A 15492-nucleotide genomic window follows, 5' to 3' on the forward strand; every position below is an offset into this window, starting at 1 on the left:
TCACTCCCTGCGTGCCAGCTGTGGAATCAATCCGCCCGCGAGCACGTCGTCGACCTGACGTGGGGACAGCCGATGACGCACCGGGATCTCCACGTCACGGGTCGAGTCGAACAGGGTCAGGTGGGGGCCGGAACGAATGGCCTCCCGAACCCCGTCGAGAACAAGCACGTCGTCCTGCCGAATCGTGTCGTAGTCGTCCGGGTTCTCGAATTCGAGCGCGAGGACACCGAAGTTGGCGAGGTTCTGCCAGTGGATACGGGCGAACGAGGTGGCGATCACCGCGTGCAACCCGAGGTAGCGCGGGGTGATCGCGGCGTGCTCACGCGAGGACCCCTGCCCGTAGTTGTCACCGCCGACGATGAAATGCCCGGTGGTCTTCGCCGTCTTCTCCGCGCGCGCCGGATAGGTCTCGTCCACCTGGGTGAAGGTGAACCGGGACAGCTTGGGAATGTTGGAGCGGAACGGCAGGGCCCGCGCCCCGGCCGGAGAGATCTCGTCGGTGGAGATGTTGTCACCGACCTTGAGAAGCACCGGTGCCTCGATGCGGTCGGGCAGGGGCGGAAACTCGGGCAGGGACGAGATGTTGGGACCCTTCACGAGTTCGACGAGCCGAGCCTCCTCCTCGGGCAGCGGAGCCACCAGCATGGCCGTGTTGACGGTGGCCTCGTCCGGAAGTGTGATCTCCGGGTACGGCATCCCCACTTTCTCCGCCCAGTCCCGCGGGTCGGTGATCACCCCGGTGAGAGCCGACGCCGCCGCCGTCTCGGGTGAACACAGCCACACGGAATCCTCACGGGTGCCCGAACGCCCCGGGAAATTGCGGGGCATCGTCCGGAGGGAATTCCGGCCGGTCGCCGGCGCCTGGCCCATGCCGATGCAGCCCATGCACCCGGATTGATGAATTCGCGCGCCTGCCACGACGAGCGCGAGCGTGGCGCCCATCTTCGTCAGATCGGAAAGGATCTCCCGCGAACTCGGATTGACGTCGAAGCTCACGCTCGGGTCGGTCTGCCTCCCCGACACCATGGCCGCAGCGATCGCGAAATCGCGCAGCCCGGGATTGGCGGACGACCCGATCACCACCTGGCTGACGTCCTCACCGGCGACCTCCCGGACGGGCACCACGTTTCCCGGCGAAGACGGTTTCGCGATCAGCGGCTCGATCGTCGACAGGTCGAGGTGTTCGTGCACGTCGTATTCCGCGCCTGCATCGGCGAGCAGTTCCACGAAGTCGGCTTCCCTGCCCTCGGCGCGCAGGAAATCGCGGACGGCGTCGTCGGCGGGAAAGATGGACGTCGTGGCGCCCAGTTCGGCGCCCATGTTCGCGATCACGTGACGATCCATCGCCGTCAACGTTGCGAGCCCCTCACCGTGGTATTCGATGATTCTGTTGAGCCCACCCTTGACCCCGTGGCGGCGGAGCATCTCGAGGATGACGTCCTTCGCCGAACTCCAGTCGGGGAGCCTGCCGGTCAACTCCACACCCCAGATCTGAGGCATCCGCAGGTGCAGGGGCTGACCCGCGATCGCCATGGCGACCTCGAGCCCACCGACGCCGATCGCGAGCATGCCCAGCGATCCCGCCGCCGGTGTGTGCGAGTCGGAACCGACCATGGTCTTGCCGGGAACACCGAAGCGCTGCATGTGGGTGGGATGAGAGACCCCGTTGCCCGGCTTCGAGAACCACAACCCGTACCGCAGCGCGGCGGTGCGGAGGAACTCGTGGTCCTCGGCGTTCTTCTCGTCGGTCTGCAGCAGATTGTGGTCGACGTATTGCGCGCTCAACTCGGTCTTGATGCGATCGAGGTGGAGCGCCTCGAGTTCCTGCATCACCAGGGTTCCGGTGGCGTCCTGGGTGAGGGTCTGGTCGATCCGGATCGAGATCTCCTCGCCCGGTTCCATCCGGCCGTCGAGGAGGTGTGCACCGATGACCTTGCGGGCGACAGTGTCCGACATCGCTGATCCCTTCGTCGTACCTCCAGGATGCGCCGGAGTCACGGCGAGGGCCAGCGCCCCGAACACGTCCGGCACTCGACAGGACAATCTTCGGCTATCTAGGTAAATTCGTAGAGAAAGCTAGATTCCGCTAGTCGTTCTGCGCCCGCAGATACTTGCCGAAGTGCGGCACGGTGAATCCGATCGACCCGCGCTCGGCCGAATAGATCAGGCCCTTCTTGATCAGCCCGTCCCGCGCCGGTGACAGCGACGCGGGTTTGCGGCCGAGCTCGGAGGCGATCGCCGACGTGGCGACCGGTCCGTCGTCCCCGGAGAGGTCGGCCATCGCCCGCATGTACTCCCGCTCGGCAGGCGTCGCGCGCTCGTACCGCGACCCGAAGAACCCGACCGCGAGTTCCTCCTCCGCGGTGGGGGCGGCCACCCGCACGTCCTCCTCGGTGATCGGGCTGGCCGCGGCCACGTCCCACGTCGCCTTGCCGTAGGCCTGGACAAAATAGGGGTAGCCGTCGGCCGCGGCGTACAACGCGTCGAGCGCCTCGTCCGTGAACTTCACGTCCTCCCGCTCGGCGGGCGCGATCAATGCCCGATCGGCCGACACCCGGTCCAGCCGGTCGATGCGGTGATAGCTGAACAGCCGCTCCGAGTAACTCTTGGACGCCGACAGCACCGCGGGCAGGTGCGGCAGGCCGGCTCCGACCACGATCAGCGGCGCCGCGTCCTGGCTGAGCTCGTGGCACGCCCCGCACACCGCCGAGACGTCCGCGGCGCCGAGGTCCTGCATCTCGTCGATGAACAGTGCGATCCCGACCCCGACGTCGCGGGCCAGGGACGACGCGTCGAGCAGCAGTTCCACCAGGTCGATCTCGATGTCGCCGGAATCTGCGCGACCCTTCACCGCGGGGGCGTCGATGCCCGGCTGCCACCGCTCCCGCATGCCCTTGTCGGCCGTCGCCCGCAGGGCGAACGACTTCAGGACGCCGAGAAACTCCTCCACCCGGTCGGGGTCGCGATGCGAGCCCGCGATCTCCCGAACCGCCATGTGCAACGCCGACGACAGCGGCCGCCGCAGATCCTGATCCGGGCGGGCCTCGATCTTCCCCGTGCCCCACCGCCGCGAGATGGCGGCCGACCGCAGGTGGTTCAACAGGACCGTCTTCCCGACGCCGCGCAGACCCGTGAGCATCACGCTGCGTTCCGGGCGACCGCGCGCGATCCGCTCGAGCACCACGTCGAACGCGTCGAGCTGCCTGGTTCGGCCCGCGAGCTCCGGCGGGCGTTGCCCCGCGCCGGGCGCATAGGGGTTACGGACAGGGTCCATGGCCACGAAGGTAACAACCTCTGTTGCCGAATCTGCGCTCATCTAGCGCGTGTCCTAGATCCCACTATGAAGTCCTAGCCGGGGTGGTGACTTCCGCACCCTTCGGTGCCTATCGACGATCGCGCGTTCCCCCGAGGCTGGATGCAGCACCAGGAACAGGGAGAACACCATGATCGAGTTGGACGCCAGAGCCGAGTTGGAACGCCTCGCGCCGCACGCAGCGACGGGCGATGAGAACGCCGTCGAAGAGGTTCTCCGCATCGCGCACCCACTCGTGCACCGCTACTGCACGAGCAGGCTCGAGTCGGTGGATCACCCGCACGCCACCGCCGACGACGTCACCCAGGATGTGTGCCTCGCGTTGATGAGTTCCCTGCGGACGTACGAGAATCAGGGGAAGTCGCTGCTGTCGTTCATCTTCGGCATCGCCGCGCACAAGGTGTCCGACGCGCGGCGCCGCGCCACCCGGTTGTCCGCACCGACCACCGCGCGCGGCGCTGCCGCACATCATGTGGTGGACGTCGAGGACGGCCCCGAGCATCACGTCCTGCGCCGCGAACTGCGCGGCGAGATGGGCCAGCTCGTCGAGACCCTTCCGGTCCGGCACCAGCAGATCCTCTTCATGCGCGTCATCGTGGGAATGTCGGCCGAGCAGACCGCACGGGTCCTGGACACCACTCCGGGCGCCGTCCGTGTCGCCCAGCACCGGGCGCTGAGCCACCTGCGGGCGAGGATCGGGAACGGGCCTGCCCGCTGAGAGTTCCCGCCCGGTCGTTGCCAATTGCGGGGGCCGAGTGGTCCGATGGATTCATGAGCGCACCCGACACGGTCCTGGTCGCTATCGGAACGAAGAAGGGCCTGTGGCTGGCCACCAGCCGCGACCGCGCCACCTGGGCGTTGTCAGGCCCGCACTTCCTGATGAACGAGATTCCGAGTATCGGGATCGACACGCGGGCCGGCCGCACCCGCATTCTGGTCGGGGTCCGATCCGAGCACTGGGGTCCCACCGTCGCGCACTCCGACGACCTGGGTGCCACCTGGACCGAACCGGACCACGGCGCCATCCGCTTCGGCGACGGTGACGGCGCCGCGCTCGAGCGAGTGTGGCAGCTCCGGCCCGACACGGACGACCGTCCGGGCGTCGTGTGGGCGGGGTGCGAACCCATCTCGGTGTGGCGGTCGGTCGACGGCGGCGAGCATTTCGACCTCGAACGTGGGCTGTGGGACCATCCGCACCGCCTCGAGTGGGGAGCCGGATATGGCGGTGCCGCAGCACATTCCGTCGTCCCTCATCCGCAGGACGAGAACACGGTGCATGTCGCGATGAGCACCGGAGGTGTCTACCGCACCACGGACGGGGGCGCGTCCTGGGAGCCACGCAACACCGGGATCACTGCCTACTTCCTGCCGGACCCGAACCCGGAGTTCGGCCAGTGCGTCCACAAGATCGCCCGTGACGCCGTCGTTCCCGACCGGTTGTACGCCCAGAACCATCACGGCGTCTACCGCTCCGACGACAGCGGCGACACGTGGAAATCGATCGCGGACGGACTGCCGACGGACTTCGGGTTCGTGATGCTCACCCATCCCCGCCGGGAGGGAACCATCTGGGTCGTTCCGATCGAGGCGGACGGCAAACGGATCCCACCCGACGGCCGGCTGGCCGCCTACCGGAGCGAGGACGCCGGGAACAGCTGGACCCGCCTCGACAGCGGGCTGCCGGAACGCGACTACAACGTGGTGCTTCGCGATGCCGCCGCAGTGGACACCGCCGAGCCGGTCGGGGTGTATTTCGGCACGCGCGGCGGCGAGGTCTACGGGAGCGCCGACGAGGGTGCCTCGTTCGGCACGGTCGCGGCGCATCTGCCCGACGTCCTGTGTGTGCGGGCCGCGGTGGTCGCGTCATGAGCGGGGGCGTCACCGTGCGGGTTCCGCGGGCACTGGCGTCGATCGTCGGCGGTGAACGCTCCGTGCACGTTCCCCTCGACGCCGCCTCGACGGTGTCCCACGTGCTCGACGTCCTCGCGGGCGAGTTCCCGATTCTCGGCCGGCGGATTCGCGACGAAACCGGCGCCCTGCGGCGGTACGTCAATGTCTACGTGGACGGCGAGGACGTCCGGCTCCTCGGCGGCGTCGGCACCGAGGTGACGCCCGGGCAGGAACTGCAGATTCTGCAGTCCGTGGCCGGCGGCTGAGCGCGACTACTCCGCAAGCTCCATCGCCACTGCCCGGGTGGGCGCTCCGTCCCCGGCCTCCAGGGCGATCGGCAGGAGGCTGAGGAGCGGGTCGGGGAAGTCGATCCGGTCGAGCCGGCACAGATTCTCGCCGATCACTCCGCCGGCGTCGGCGATCAGATGGTGAACCGGGTATCCGGCGTCGGCGTGGTCCTCGTCCGGAGTCTCGTCGATGCTCGGGGCGTCGAGGCAGAACGTCCGCACTCCCCGGTCGAGCAGCAGTGCGCACGCCTCGGGGTCGAGGAATGGATGTGTGTAGTAGGCATCCGTTCCGTAGTGGCGAGACCACCCGGTATGGAACACGGCGATGTCGCCCGGCCCGACGTCGCCCGCCCGGGACATGATCAGTTCGCGGGTAATCCGCTGCCGCGCAACGAGCTCGCGCAGGTCGAACACGACGCCGCGGCCGACGAACAGCTCCGGTGCCAGCCGGTCGACGGTCGCGGCCCCCGCCTTCAGATGCGCCGGGGCGTCGACATGAGTCCCGGACTGCGAACCGATCCTGACGTCCAGCACGTTGTAGCCGTCGCGTTCGAGAGTGCAGTGCCGGATCAGCGTCGGCACCGGGTCGCCGGGATACACCTGCATCCCCGGCCCGATCGTGTGTGACAGATCCACGATTTTCCGCACGTGTGGCATCGCTCGATTGTCCGGCCTCGGGGTCACGCGTACCGCGATATGCTCGATGACGAGCGAAGAGGTGGTGGAATGACCGATTTTGACCCGCTCGCCACCCAGCGTGAGTCGGTGTCGAAAACACTCGCAACCGAGCTGTCCGCGGTCGGTCTCGAGGACGCCAGGGAGATCGGGCACGGTGGGTTCGGGGTGGTCTATCGGTGTGCCCAACCGGAACTCGATCGAACCGTGGCGGTCAAGGTCCTCACCGCGGCACTCGATGCCGAGAACCTCGAACGGTTCCTGCGGGAGCAGCGCGCCATGGGCCGGCTGAGCGGCCACCCGCACATCGTCAACATCATGCAGGTCGGGACGACCGACACCGGCCGGCCGTACATCGTGATGCAGTTCCATCCCCACGATTCGCTGGACGCGCAGATCCGCAGGCGCGGGCCCATCCCCTGGAGCGACGCCCTGCGGGTCGGGGTGAAACTTGCCGGTGCGCTCGAAACCGCGCACCGGGTGGGCATCCTGCACCGGGACGTCAAACCGGGAAACATCCTGCTGACGGAGTACGGCGAACCGCAGCTCACCGATTTCGGGATCGCGCGGATGTCGGGGGCGTTCGAGACGACTGCGGGCACCGTCACCGGCTCCCCCGCATTTACCGCACCCGAGGTGCTGTCGGGGCGGACCCCGACCGCCGCCTCCGACGTGTACAGCCTCGGTGCGACCCTGTTCAGCGCGATCACCGGGCACGCGGCTTTCGAACGGCACAACGGCGAGGAGGTGATCGCGCAGTTCCTGCGCATCACCACCCAACCCGTCCCGGACCTGCGGACCGAGGGTTTCCCCGAGGACCTCAGCGCCGTGATCCAGCGGGCGATGTCCGGTAAACCGGAGGATCGCCCCGCGTCCGCCGCCGCATTCGGGGACGAACTGCGGGAGGTCGAACGCCACCACGGATTGGCTGTGGACGAGATGGCGATGCCCGTCGACGCCGGGGTGCACCACGTCGAGGATTCCTCGCCCGGGGCGGTCTCGACCATCTCCGGTCCGTTCCGGACGTCCACGACGGGACGGGCGCGCTACGCGTCGACGCCACCGCCCGCGCCGGCCACCCGGTTCCGGCCGCCCGCCGCGACCCGCCAGCTCGTCGAGCGGAACCGGCTGATCGACCTGCTGCGGGCCGGACGCCGGCGCCTGCTGACCGTGATCCACGGCCCCACCGGATTCGGCAAGAGCACTCTGGCCGCCCAGTGGCGGAACGTCCTCGCCGACGAGGGGGTGGCCGTCGCGTGGCTCACCGTCGACAACGACGACGACAACGTGGTCTGGTTCGTCGCGCACCTCATCGAGGCGATCCGCCGCGTGCGTCCCAACCTGGCCAAGGAACTCGGCCAGGTCCTCGAGGAGCACGACGACGAGGCCGAACGCTACGTGCTCACCTCGCTCGTCAACCAGATCCACGAGAGCGGCGAACGGATCGCCCTGATCATCGACGACTGGCAGCGCGTGTCCGAGCCCGCGACGATCGCCGCCCTGGAGTTCCTCCTCGACAACGGCTGCCACCACCTGCAGGTCGTGGTGACGAGCCGAACCAGGGCCGGGCTGCCGATGAGCCGCATGCGCGTCAAGGACGAACTCGTCGAAATCGACTACTCCGAACTGCGTTTCGACGATTCCGAAGCCCGATCGTTCCTCGTCGACCTCGGTGGCCTGCCCCTCGACAGTGAGGACGTCACCGAGCTCCGCGACTCCACCGACGGATGGGTGGCGGCTCTCCAACTGGCGTCGCTTTCACTGCGCGGGCGAGCGGACCCCTCCGAGCTGATCGCCGGACTGTCCGGCCGTCACCACGCGATCGGCGAATTTCTCGCCGAGAACGTCCTCGACACCCTCGAACCCGAGATGCTCGACTTCCTGCTGGCCACCTCGATCACCGAGCGCACGTGCGGCAGCCTCGCCGGCGCCCTCGCGCACACCGCCCGTGGGCAGGCGATGCTCGAGGCCGCCGAGGACCGGGACCTGTTCCTGCGCCACATCGACGACGAGCGGACGTGGTTCCGGTACCACACCCTGTTCGCGGAGTTCCTGCGCCGCCGGCTCGAACGCGACCAACCCGACCGCGTCCGGGAACTGCACCGCATCGCGTCCCGCTGGTTCTGCGACCACAGCCTGCTCCGCGAGGCCGTCGACCACGCCATCGCCGGCGGCGAAGAGCAGCGCGCCGTGGAACTCGTCGAGGCCGACGGACTGATACTGCTCGAGCAGTCCCAGGCGGCGACGTTGTCGGCGGTGGTCGACAAGCTGCCACCGGCTCTCGTCGCCGCGAGCGCCCGGCTGCAGGTCACGACGGCGTGGGCGCACGCGATGGCGAACCGGACCATGGCCGCCGAACGCGCGCTCGAGCGAGCCGAATGGGCACTCGAACACAGCGGCGCGAGCGCGAGCGACACGGCGGATCTGCGGGCGGAGGCGGGCGTCGTCCGTGCGGTGGCCGAACTGCGCAACGACCGCAGCGACCGGATCGACGAACTCGCCGCCGACTGCCTGGCGCGGCCGGAGGCCATGTCCCCGTGGGTGGTGTGCGCCGCTTTCAACGTCACGACGTTCGCCGCCGTGTACCGCTTCGACTTCGCGGAGGTGCGCAGGATCCAGGAGGTGGCCCGGCCCTACTACGAGCGGAACACCGGACCGCACAACGTCGTTCACGGTCAGAGCTATCTGGGTGTCGCATCCTACGAGCAGCTCGACGTCGACGACGCCGTCGACCGTTTCCGGCGGGCCCGCCGAGCCGGACGGAAACTGGGCGGGCCGCGAGCGCCGTCCGCCCGGCTCGCGGGGTCGCTGCTCGGTGAGGTGCTCTACGAACGCGGGGACGTCGAAGAAGCCGAACGTCTCCTCGACGACGGTTACACCCTCGCCGTCGAGACCGGTGGGGTGGACTTCAAGGTCGCCCGCTTCGTCACCGGCGCTCACGTCAAGGCGCTCCGGGGTGACCGTGAGGAGGCGACGACACGCCTGCACGCCGGACTCGAGGTGGCCCAGACCTACTCCCTCGCCCGCCTGCGGGCCCGCATCGAGAACGAACGCCGGCGGCTCGGCATCACCCCGCATCCCTCACTGGGGGCGCCGGACCCGATCCGGCACGACGACCGGCGGCGCCCGGTGTCGGGCATCGACGAGATCGTCGCGCAGGTCGAGGAGACCACCGCGATCCGGATGCTGCTCGCCACCGGGGCACGCGAGAACATCGAGCTGGCGTGCACCTGGGCTCAGGAGTGGACCGATCGGCTGGCCGGCACCGGCCGCAACCGCGCCTACCTGCTGGCCGAGCGCCTCCGGGTGGCGTGCCTCGCCGCCGCGGGCCGCGACGAGGAGGCGAAGCAGGCCCTCGCCTCCATCGCCTCGATCTGCGCGGCACGTGGACTCCACCGCGTGCTTCCCGACGGCGGACCCTTCGTCGTAGCTCTGGTCGCGGATCTCCGCGCAGATCAGCTGGCGGGAGAGTGGCGGCCGGACTGGGCGACGGTGCCCTCCGACTTTCTCGAGGAGCTACAGAACGCGACCGCTCCGTACACGATGTGACCCGCTGTCAGGACGGCGTGGGCGCCTCCTCCAGGATCAGTCCCGCGGCGCGCAGGTCATCCCAGAATTCGGCCGGGATCGGGTGTTCGAGCCAGGCCGCGTTCTGGCGCAGCTGCTCGCAATTCCGTGCGCCCAGCAGAAGTTCCCGCACCGCGGGATGCGCGGCCGCGAACTGAATCGAAGCGGCCGCCAACGGAACCCGATGACGCTCGCAGAACGTCTCGATGTCGCGCACCCGGCTCAGCACCGCTTCGGATGCGGGCTGGTAGTTGAACTTGGCGCCGGGCACCGCGCCGGTGGCCAGGATGCCCGAATTGAACACACCGCCGAGGACGATCGCGACGTCGCGCTCCACCGCGAGCGGCAGCAGGTCCTTCACCGGATCCTGCTCGAGCAGTGTGTATCTCCCCGCGAGGAGGATGCAGTCGAGATCGACGTGTTCGAGGGCGTCGACGCAGACGTCGGCCTCGTTGACCCCGACGCCGATCGCCCGGACCACGCCCTCCTCCCGTAACCGGATCAGCGCGGGGAACGCACCCTCGAGCGCTTCCGCGAACCGCGCGGGCTGGGCGTCGCCGTGCGTGTACCGGTCGACGTCGTGCACGTAGAGGATGTCGAATCTGTCCTGGCACATGCGCTGCAGGCTGTCCTCCACCTGCCGCAGGACAGCGTCGTACGAGTAGTCGAAGTCGGCCCGGAACGGCGGGGTGTTCACCCAGATTCCGGTGTCGAACGACCCACGGCGCGCGGGCGTCAGCGTGCGCCCCACCTTCGTGGACAACACGTAGTCGTCGCGGTCCCTCGTCAGCAGTGCATGGCCCACTCGGTGCTCGGACAGCCCGTGCCCGTACATGGGTGCGGTGTCGAACGAACGCACCCCCATGTCCCACGCCTCGGCGATCTGCGCCTGCGCCTCCGCCTCGGGGACCGGCCGGAAGATGTTGCCGATGGGCGCACCGCCGTAGCCGAGCAGGGTCACGTCGAACCCTGCGCGCCCGAACGTCCGAGTGTCGTTCACCTTCATGGATTCTCGCTTCCGTTGCCGAGGAACAGGGTGCTCGGGTCGCGCATCACGGCGTCCATCTCGCGAAGGCACACGACCGTGATCGCCGCGACGACCAGCTCCGAATAGAACTGGTCGTGGAACCACTTGTCGCCGCTGTACGCCACGACCAGCCCGCCCTCGCCCACCGCGCTGCCACCCCACTTGGTCCAACCGTGCTGGTACAGGTAGGGATGCAGTTGCTGAACGGCGTGCGACGGCAGGCCGGTGGTCCAGCTGATCCGCGCTTTCGACTCGGCAATCGCGTCGTACGGCCCGGCCCAGTCCTTCTTCTCACCCCAGCTACAGCGGAAGACGACGGGCAACTCCGCGTCGGCGGTGGGGGCGACGCCTGGCCGGAGCACGACGAGATGCCCCGGAGATCCGTGGGAGAGGTTCTCGATCGACGGCCGAGCCAGCTCGACGGCCTCCCGAGCCACGTCCTCGGTCAGTCCGGAAAAATTGGTCATCCGGTCATCCTTACCCCACGGATCAGATCGATCGCCTTCTCGGCGATCATCACCGTGGGAGCCTGGGTGTTGGAACTGACGATGCGCGGCATGACGGACGAGTCGACCACCCGCAGACCCTCGATGCCCATCACCTTCAATTCCGGTGAGACCACGGCGTCGTCGCCGACACCCATCGCGCACGTGCCGACCGGGTGGTACGAGGTGCGGCCGTACGCGCGAACGAACTTCACGTAGTCGTCCTTCGTGTTCACCGACAGACCACCGGCCAGATGTTCCGCCTTGATGTGCCGCGCCATCGACGACTGCGCCATGATCTCGCGGCTCTGCCGGAGCCCCTCGATGCTCGACTCCAGGTCGAAGTCGGTGGCGAGGAAGTTCGGGTCGATCAGCGGCTGGGCGGTGGGATCGTTCGACCTGATCTTCACCGAGCCGCGGCTCTCCGGCCGCAGTGAGTACGAGTTCAGGGTGCAGCCGTAGCCGGGACGGACCGCGGCGACACCGGCCTCGACGCCGGCGGCGGGCAGGAAGTGGAACTGCAGATCCGGAATCGACTCCCCCGCGTGCCCGAAACTGAACCCACCGGCCTCGACGACGGTCGACGCCAACGGGCCCCGCCGGAAGGCCGCGTACTCGAGTCCCGCCTTCGCCGTGGCCGGACGCATCAGGTTCAGTCGGTCGAGGCTCTGGTATTCACGGAGTTCGTAGATGACGTCGAGATCGCAGTGGTCGTGCAGGTTCCGGCCGACACCGGGAAGGGCATGGGCCACCTCGACATTCGCGTCGCGAAGGTCGTCGGGATGACCGATCCCCGACAGTTGCAGGATCTTGGGCGATCCGAACGCGCCCGCCGCAACCAGCACCTCGCGGGACGCGCGGAACGTCTCCACACCGTGCGGGGTCAGCACCTCGATCCCGGTGGCGCGTCCGCCGTCGAGCAGAACCCGCGACACAGCGACGTTCTCCCGCACCGTCAGGTTGGGCCGCTTCCTGGCGGGTGCGAGGTACGCGACCGCGGCGCTGCACCGGCGGGCGTTCTTCGTGGTCGTCTGGTAGAGGCCGACACCGTACTGGTGCTCACCGTTGAAGTCGCCGTTGAACGGCAGCCCGAATTCCTGACCCGCCTGGACGAACGACTTCGACAGCGGTTGAGGATTGACGGGATCGGAGACGCCGAGCGGCCCGTCGGTGCCGTGGTACGGCGCCGACAGTCGTTCGTTGTCCTCGGACCGGAGGAAGTACTTCTGGATCTCCTCGAACGACCATCCCGCGCAGCCGTACTTCAGTGCCCACTCGTCGTAGTCCTCGTGCGCGCCGCGGGTGAACACCTGGGCGTTGATCGAGCCGCCACCGCCGATGACCTTGCCCTGGGCGAGGGGGATGACCCGGTCGTTGCAGTGTTTCTGGGGGACGCTCGAGAAGCCCCAGTCGTACTTGCTCGCGGTGAGTTTCGCGAATCCTGCGGGCACGTGGATGAACGGATGCCGGTCGTTGCCGCCGGCCTCGAGCAGGAGGACCCGGACCGTCGGATCCTCGGTCAGCCGTCCGGCCAGCACGCAGCCCGCGGTGCCGCCGCCCGCGATGACGTAGTCGTAGGTGGCACTCATCGGTTGCCTCCGGTCCAGTTCGGGAACACACGCTTGCGCGGTCCGGTGCGGATCTGAATGGTCTTGACGTCGGTGAACTCGTCGAAGCCGGCCTGCCCCATCTCGCGGCCGAACCCGCTCTGCTTCATGCCGCCGGCAGGCAGCTGCGGGGCGCCGTCGATGGTGGTGTTCACCCACACGCGGCCGCTGCGCATCTCCTTCGCCACCCGCAGCGCCTTGTCGATGTTCTTGGTCCAGATCGACCCGGCAAGTCCGTATTCCGTGGCGTTGGCGAGCCGGATGGCGTGGTCGACGTCGCTGAACCGGGTGACGGTGAGCACGGGACCGAAGATCTCCTCCTGGAAGGCGGCGGACTCCTCGGCCACGCCGTCGAGGATCGTGGGAGCGACGAAATGCCCGCTCCCCCAGGTCTCGCCGCCCAGCCGGTCACCGCCGGTCAGGACGGTCGCGCCGTCCCGCCGCGCCGCGTCGATGTGCCCGAGCACCTTCTCGAGGTGGCCGGCGTCGATCATCGGTCCCAGTTCGCTCGCGTCGTCGAGCGGTCCGCCCACCGTGATGCGCGCGGCGGCGTCGACGAGGCGGGCGAGGAACGCGTCCGCGATCGAGTCCTGGACCAGGAGCCGGGCACCCGACACGCAGCACTCACCCTGATTGAAGAACACCCCGAACAGGACGCCGTCGAGTGCGTCGTCGAGGTCGGCGTCGTCGAACACCACGCTGGCGGCCTTGCCGCCCAGTTCCATCGACAGTCGTTTGACGCTGCCCGCCGAGGCCTCCACGATGCGCTTGCCGGTGGCGGTGCTCCCGGTGAACGACAGGATGTCGACCAGGCTGCTCTCCGCGAGCGGGGCACCGACCTCGGCCCCCGCGCCCGTCACCACGTTCACCACGCCGTCGGGGACCCCGGCCTCGGTGAGCAACCGGGCCAGCTCGACGGCGGTGCCGGACGTGAACTCGGACGGCTTCACCACCGCCGTGCAGCCCGCGCCGAGCGCGAACGGCAACTTCTGCGCGAGCAGGAGCAGCGGGAAGTTCCACGGGATGATCATGCCCACCACGCCGGCGGGCTCCCGGACCACCATGGCGGTGCAGTCGTCGCCGAGCGCCGTGTGGGCCTCACCGTGCATCGTCATGGCCAGCGCCGCGGCGTACTCGAACAACTCGATGCTCGCCCCGACGTCGCCGCGGGCCAGAGTGATCGGTTTGCCCGACTCCTCCGCGTCGATCCGGGCGAGACGTTCCTCGTGTTCGCGCATCAGCCCCGCGCAGCGCAGCAGCGCCCGGCCGCGTTCCATCGCGGTCCAGTGCGGCCACTCGCCGTCGTCGAAGGCCTCCCGCGCGACCGCGACGGCCAGGGCCGCGTCGGCGCGGGTGCCCGCGGTGAACGTGGCGACGACGCGGCCGTCGGCCGGGCTGACCCGTTCGATGATGTTCTCCGACGGGGGCACGCTGCGCCCGCCGATGAAGTGTCCGTAGCTGCGGATCTGTGTTGCTTCGACTGTCGACATCTTTGGCAGTTCCTCGTCAGTGTTCGTGGATCAGGACACCACGCAGGTTGAGCCCCGCGTGCATGTCCACGTATGCGTCGTTGACCTGGTCCAGGCTGTAGCGCCGGGTGATCAGTTCGTCCAGCTTCAGTCGTCCCGACTTGTAGTAGTCCAGCAGGGCCGGGATGTCCCGGGTCGGGTTGCAGTTGCCGAACAGGACTCCGCGCAGATGCTTGGCGTAGACCACCAGTTCGAGCGGGCTGATCGGGATCCCGGGTCCGTTCTGGCCGATCGACACGACGGCGACGGTTCCCTCCTTGCGGACGGCGCCGAACGCGTCGGCGATCAGTTGTCCGTCCACCACGCCGACGGTGACGACGGCGCTGTCGGCGCCCTGCCCGTTGGTGACCGAGCGGACGAACGGCATGGCCTCGTCGATCGACGCGTACGCGTGGGTGGCACCGAGTTCGAGTGCTCGTTCGCGTTTGAACGCGACCGGATCGACCGCGACGACGTGCGCGGCACCGGCGTGGTGGGCACCCTGCACCGCATTGATGCCCACACCGCCGACCCCGACGACCAGCGTCGTGTCCCGGGGACGGACACCCGCACCGTTCACGGCGGAACCCCACCCGGTGGCGACCCCGCACGAGACGAGGCAGGCCACGTCGAACGGGATGCCGTCGTCGATCTTGACGGCCTGGGCCTGCGAGGTGACGAGGTAGTTCGCGAACGTGCCGAGGCGCTGCATGGCGCCGATCGGCCGCCCTGACTGCGTGGCGAACCGCGCCGTTCCGTCGAGCATGAAACCAGCCTCCATACCGGCCCCCGTGTCGCAGATATATTGCATCCCCTGCGCGCACCAGGCGCAAGTTCCGCAGGCCGGGAGGTAGGCGGTGGCGACGTGATCGCCGACGGCGAGCCGGGTGACACCGGGCCCGACCGCATCGATCACACCGGCACCCTCGTGTCCGCCGACCAGCGGCAGCGTATTGGGGATGTCACCGGTGACGAGGTGATCGTCGGAGTGGCACAGTCCGGACGCCATCACCTTGATCCGCACCTCGCCGGGACCGGGCCCCGCGAGGACGAGGTCGTCGACCTCCCACTTGCCGCCCACTTCGGAAATCACCGCACCGCGTGCCGTCGTACTCATCGTTCTCCTTCGAATC

12 protein-coding genes are annotated in these 15492 nt (G+C 68.6%); 4 read left to right on the forward strand and 8 right to left on the reverse strand.

The annotated features are described in order from the left end of the window. Complete coding sequence (locus ACNJ7E_RS09395; RefSeq protein ID WP_280780459.1) at positions 1-1956, reverse strand: aconitate hydratase; 1956 nt, start codon at positions 1954-1956, stop codon at positions 1-3. Positions 1957-2086: 130 nt separating this feature from the next. Next, positions 2087-3274, reverse strand: coding sequence for a DUF8462 domain-containing protein (locus ACNJ7E_RS09400; protein WP_029539211.1), 1188 nt, complete (start codon positions 3272-3274; stop codon positions 2087-2089). A 169-nt stretch (positions 3275-3443) separates the two neighbouring features. Here ACNJ7E_RS09400 and shbA point away from each other — a divergent pair, with 169 nt between their 5' ends. From shbA to ACNJ7E_RS09415, 3 genes are read left to right on the forward strand one after another with little or no spacing between them, the layout of a single operon-like run. Further along, positions 3444-4031 (forward strand): RNA polymerase sigma factor ShbA, encoded by a 588-nt coding sequence (gene shbA, locus ACNJ7E_RS09405; RefSeq protein ID WP_280780460.1) that lies wholly within the window; start codon positions 3444-3446, stop codon positions 4029-4031. A 53-nt stretch (positions 4032-4084) separates the two neighbouring features. Beyond that, positions 4085-5182 (forward strand): WD40/YVTN/BNR-like repeat-containing protein, encoded by a 1098-nt coding sequence (locus tag ACNJ7E_RS09410; protein ID WP_418339681.1) that lies wholly within the window; start codon positions 4085-4087, stop codon positions 5180-5182. After that, positions 5179-5469: a MoaD/ThiS family protein gene (locus ACNJ7E_RS09415; RefSeq protein WP_280780462.1), complete on the forward strand. Its 291-nt coding sequence runs from the start codon at positions 5179-5181 to the stop codon at positions 5467-5469. Before ACNJ7E_RS09410 ends, ACNJ7E_RS09415 begins: the two co-directional genes overlap by 4 nt. 6 nt (positions 5470-5475) lie before the next feature. Here ACNJ7E_RS09415 and ACNJ7E_RS09420 read toward each other — a convergent pair whose 3' ends face one another. Then, complete coding sequence (locus tag ACNJ7E_RS09420) at positions 5476-6147, reverse strand: cyclase family protein (protein WP_280780463.1); 672 nt, start codon at positions 6145-6147, stop codon at positions 5476-5478. A 69-nt stretch (positions 6148-6216) separates the two neighbouring features. Here ACNJ7E_RS09420 and ACNJ7E_RS09425 point away from each other — a divergent pair, with 69 nt between their 5' ends. Beyond that, on the forward strand, positions 6217-9714 hold the full coding sequence (locus tag ACNJ7E_RS09425) for a serine/threonine-protein kinase (protein WP_283333811.1): 3498 nt from the start codon (positions 6217-6219) through the stop codon (positions 9712-9714). 7 nt (positions 9715-9721) lie between these two features. Here ACNJ7E_RS09425 and ACNJ7E_RS09430 read toward each other — a convergent pair whose 3' ends face one another. Genes ACNJ7E_RS09430 through ACNJ7E_RS09450 form a run of 5 tightly spaced genes read right to left on the reverse strand, consistent with a single transcriptional unit; the run spans position 9722 to position 15476 of the window. After that, positions 9722-10738, reverse strand: a complete 1017-nt coding sequence (locus ACNJ7E_RS09430) for an aldo/keto reductase (protein WP_418339682.1) — start codon at positions 10736-10738, stop codon at positions 9722-9724. Next, on the reverse strand, positions 10735-11226 hold the full coding sequence (locus ACNJ7E_RS09435) for a hypothetical protein (RefSeq protein WP_280780466.1): 492 nt from the start codon (positions 11224-11226) through the stop codon (positions 10735-10737). Before ACNJ7E_RS09435 ends, ACNJ7E_RS09430 begins: the two co-directional genes overlap by 4 nt. Then, on the reverse strand, positions 11223-12833 hold the full coding sequence (locus ACNJ7E_RS09440) for a GMC family oxidoreductase (RefSeq protein ID WP_418339683.1): 1611 nt from the start codon (positions 12831-12833) through the stop codon (positions 11223-11225). Before ACNJ7E_RS09440 ends, ACNJ7E_RS09435 begins: the two co-directional genes overlap by 4 nt. Further along, positions 12830-14341 (reverse strand): aldehyde dehydrogenase family protein, encoded by a 1512-nt coding sequence (locus ACNJ7E_RS09445; RefSeq protein ID WP_418339684.1) that lies wholly within the window; start codon positions 14339-14341, stop codon positions 12830-12832. The genes ACNJ7E_RS09440 and ACNJ7E_RS09445 overlap by 4 nt, the downstream gene beginning before the upstream one ends. A gap of 16 nt (positions 14342-14357) precedes the next feature. Then, positions 14358-15476 (reverse strand): Zn-dependent alcohol dehydrogenase, encoded by a 1119-nt coding sequence (locus ACNJ7E_RS09450; RefSeq protein ID WP_418339685.1) that lies wholly within the window; start codon positions 15474-15476, stop codon positions 14358-14360. Positions 15477-15492 lie beyond the last annotated feature (16 nt).

It is taken from the genome of Rhodococcus mengyinensis (assembly GCF_048381435.1).
Classification (GTDB): Bacteria; Actinomycetota; Actinomycetes; order Mycobacteriales; family Mycobacteriaceae; genus Rhodococcus_F; species Rhodococcus_F opacus_D.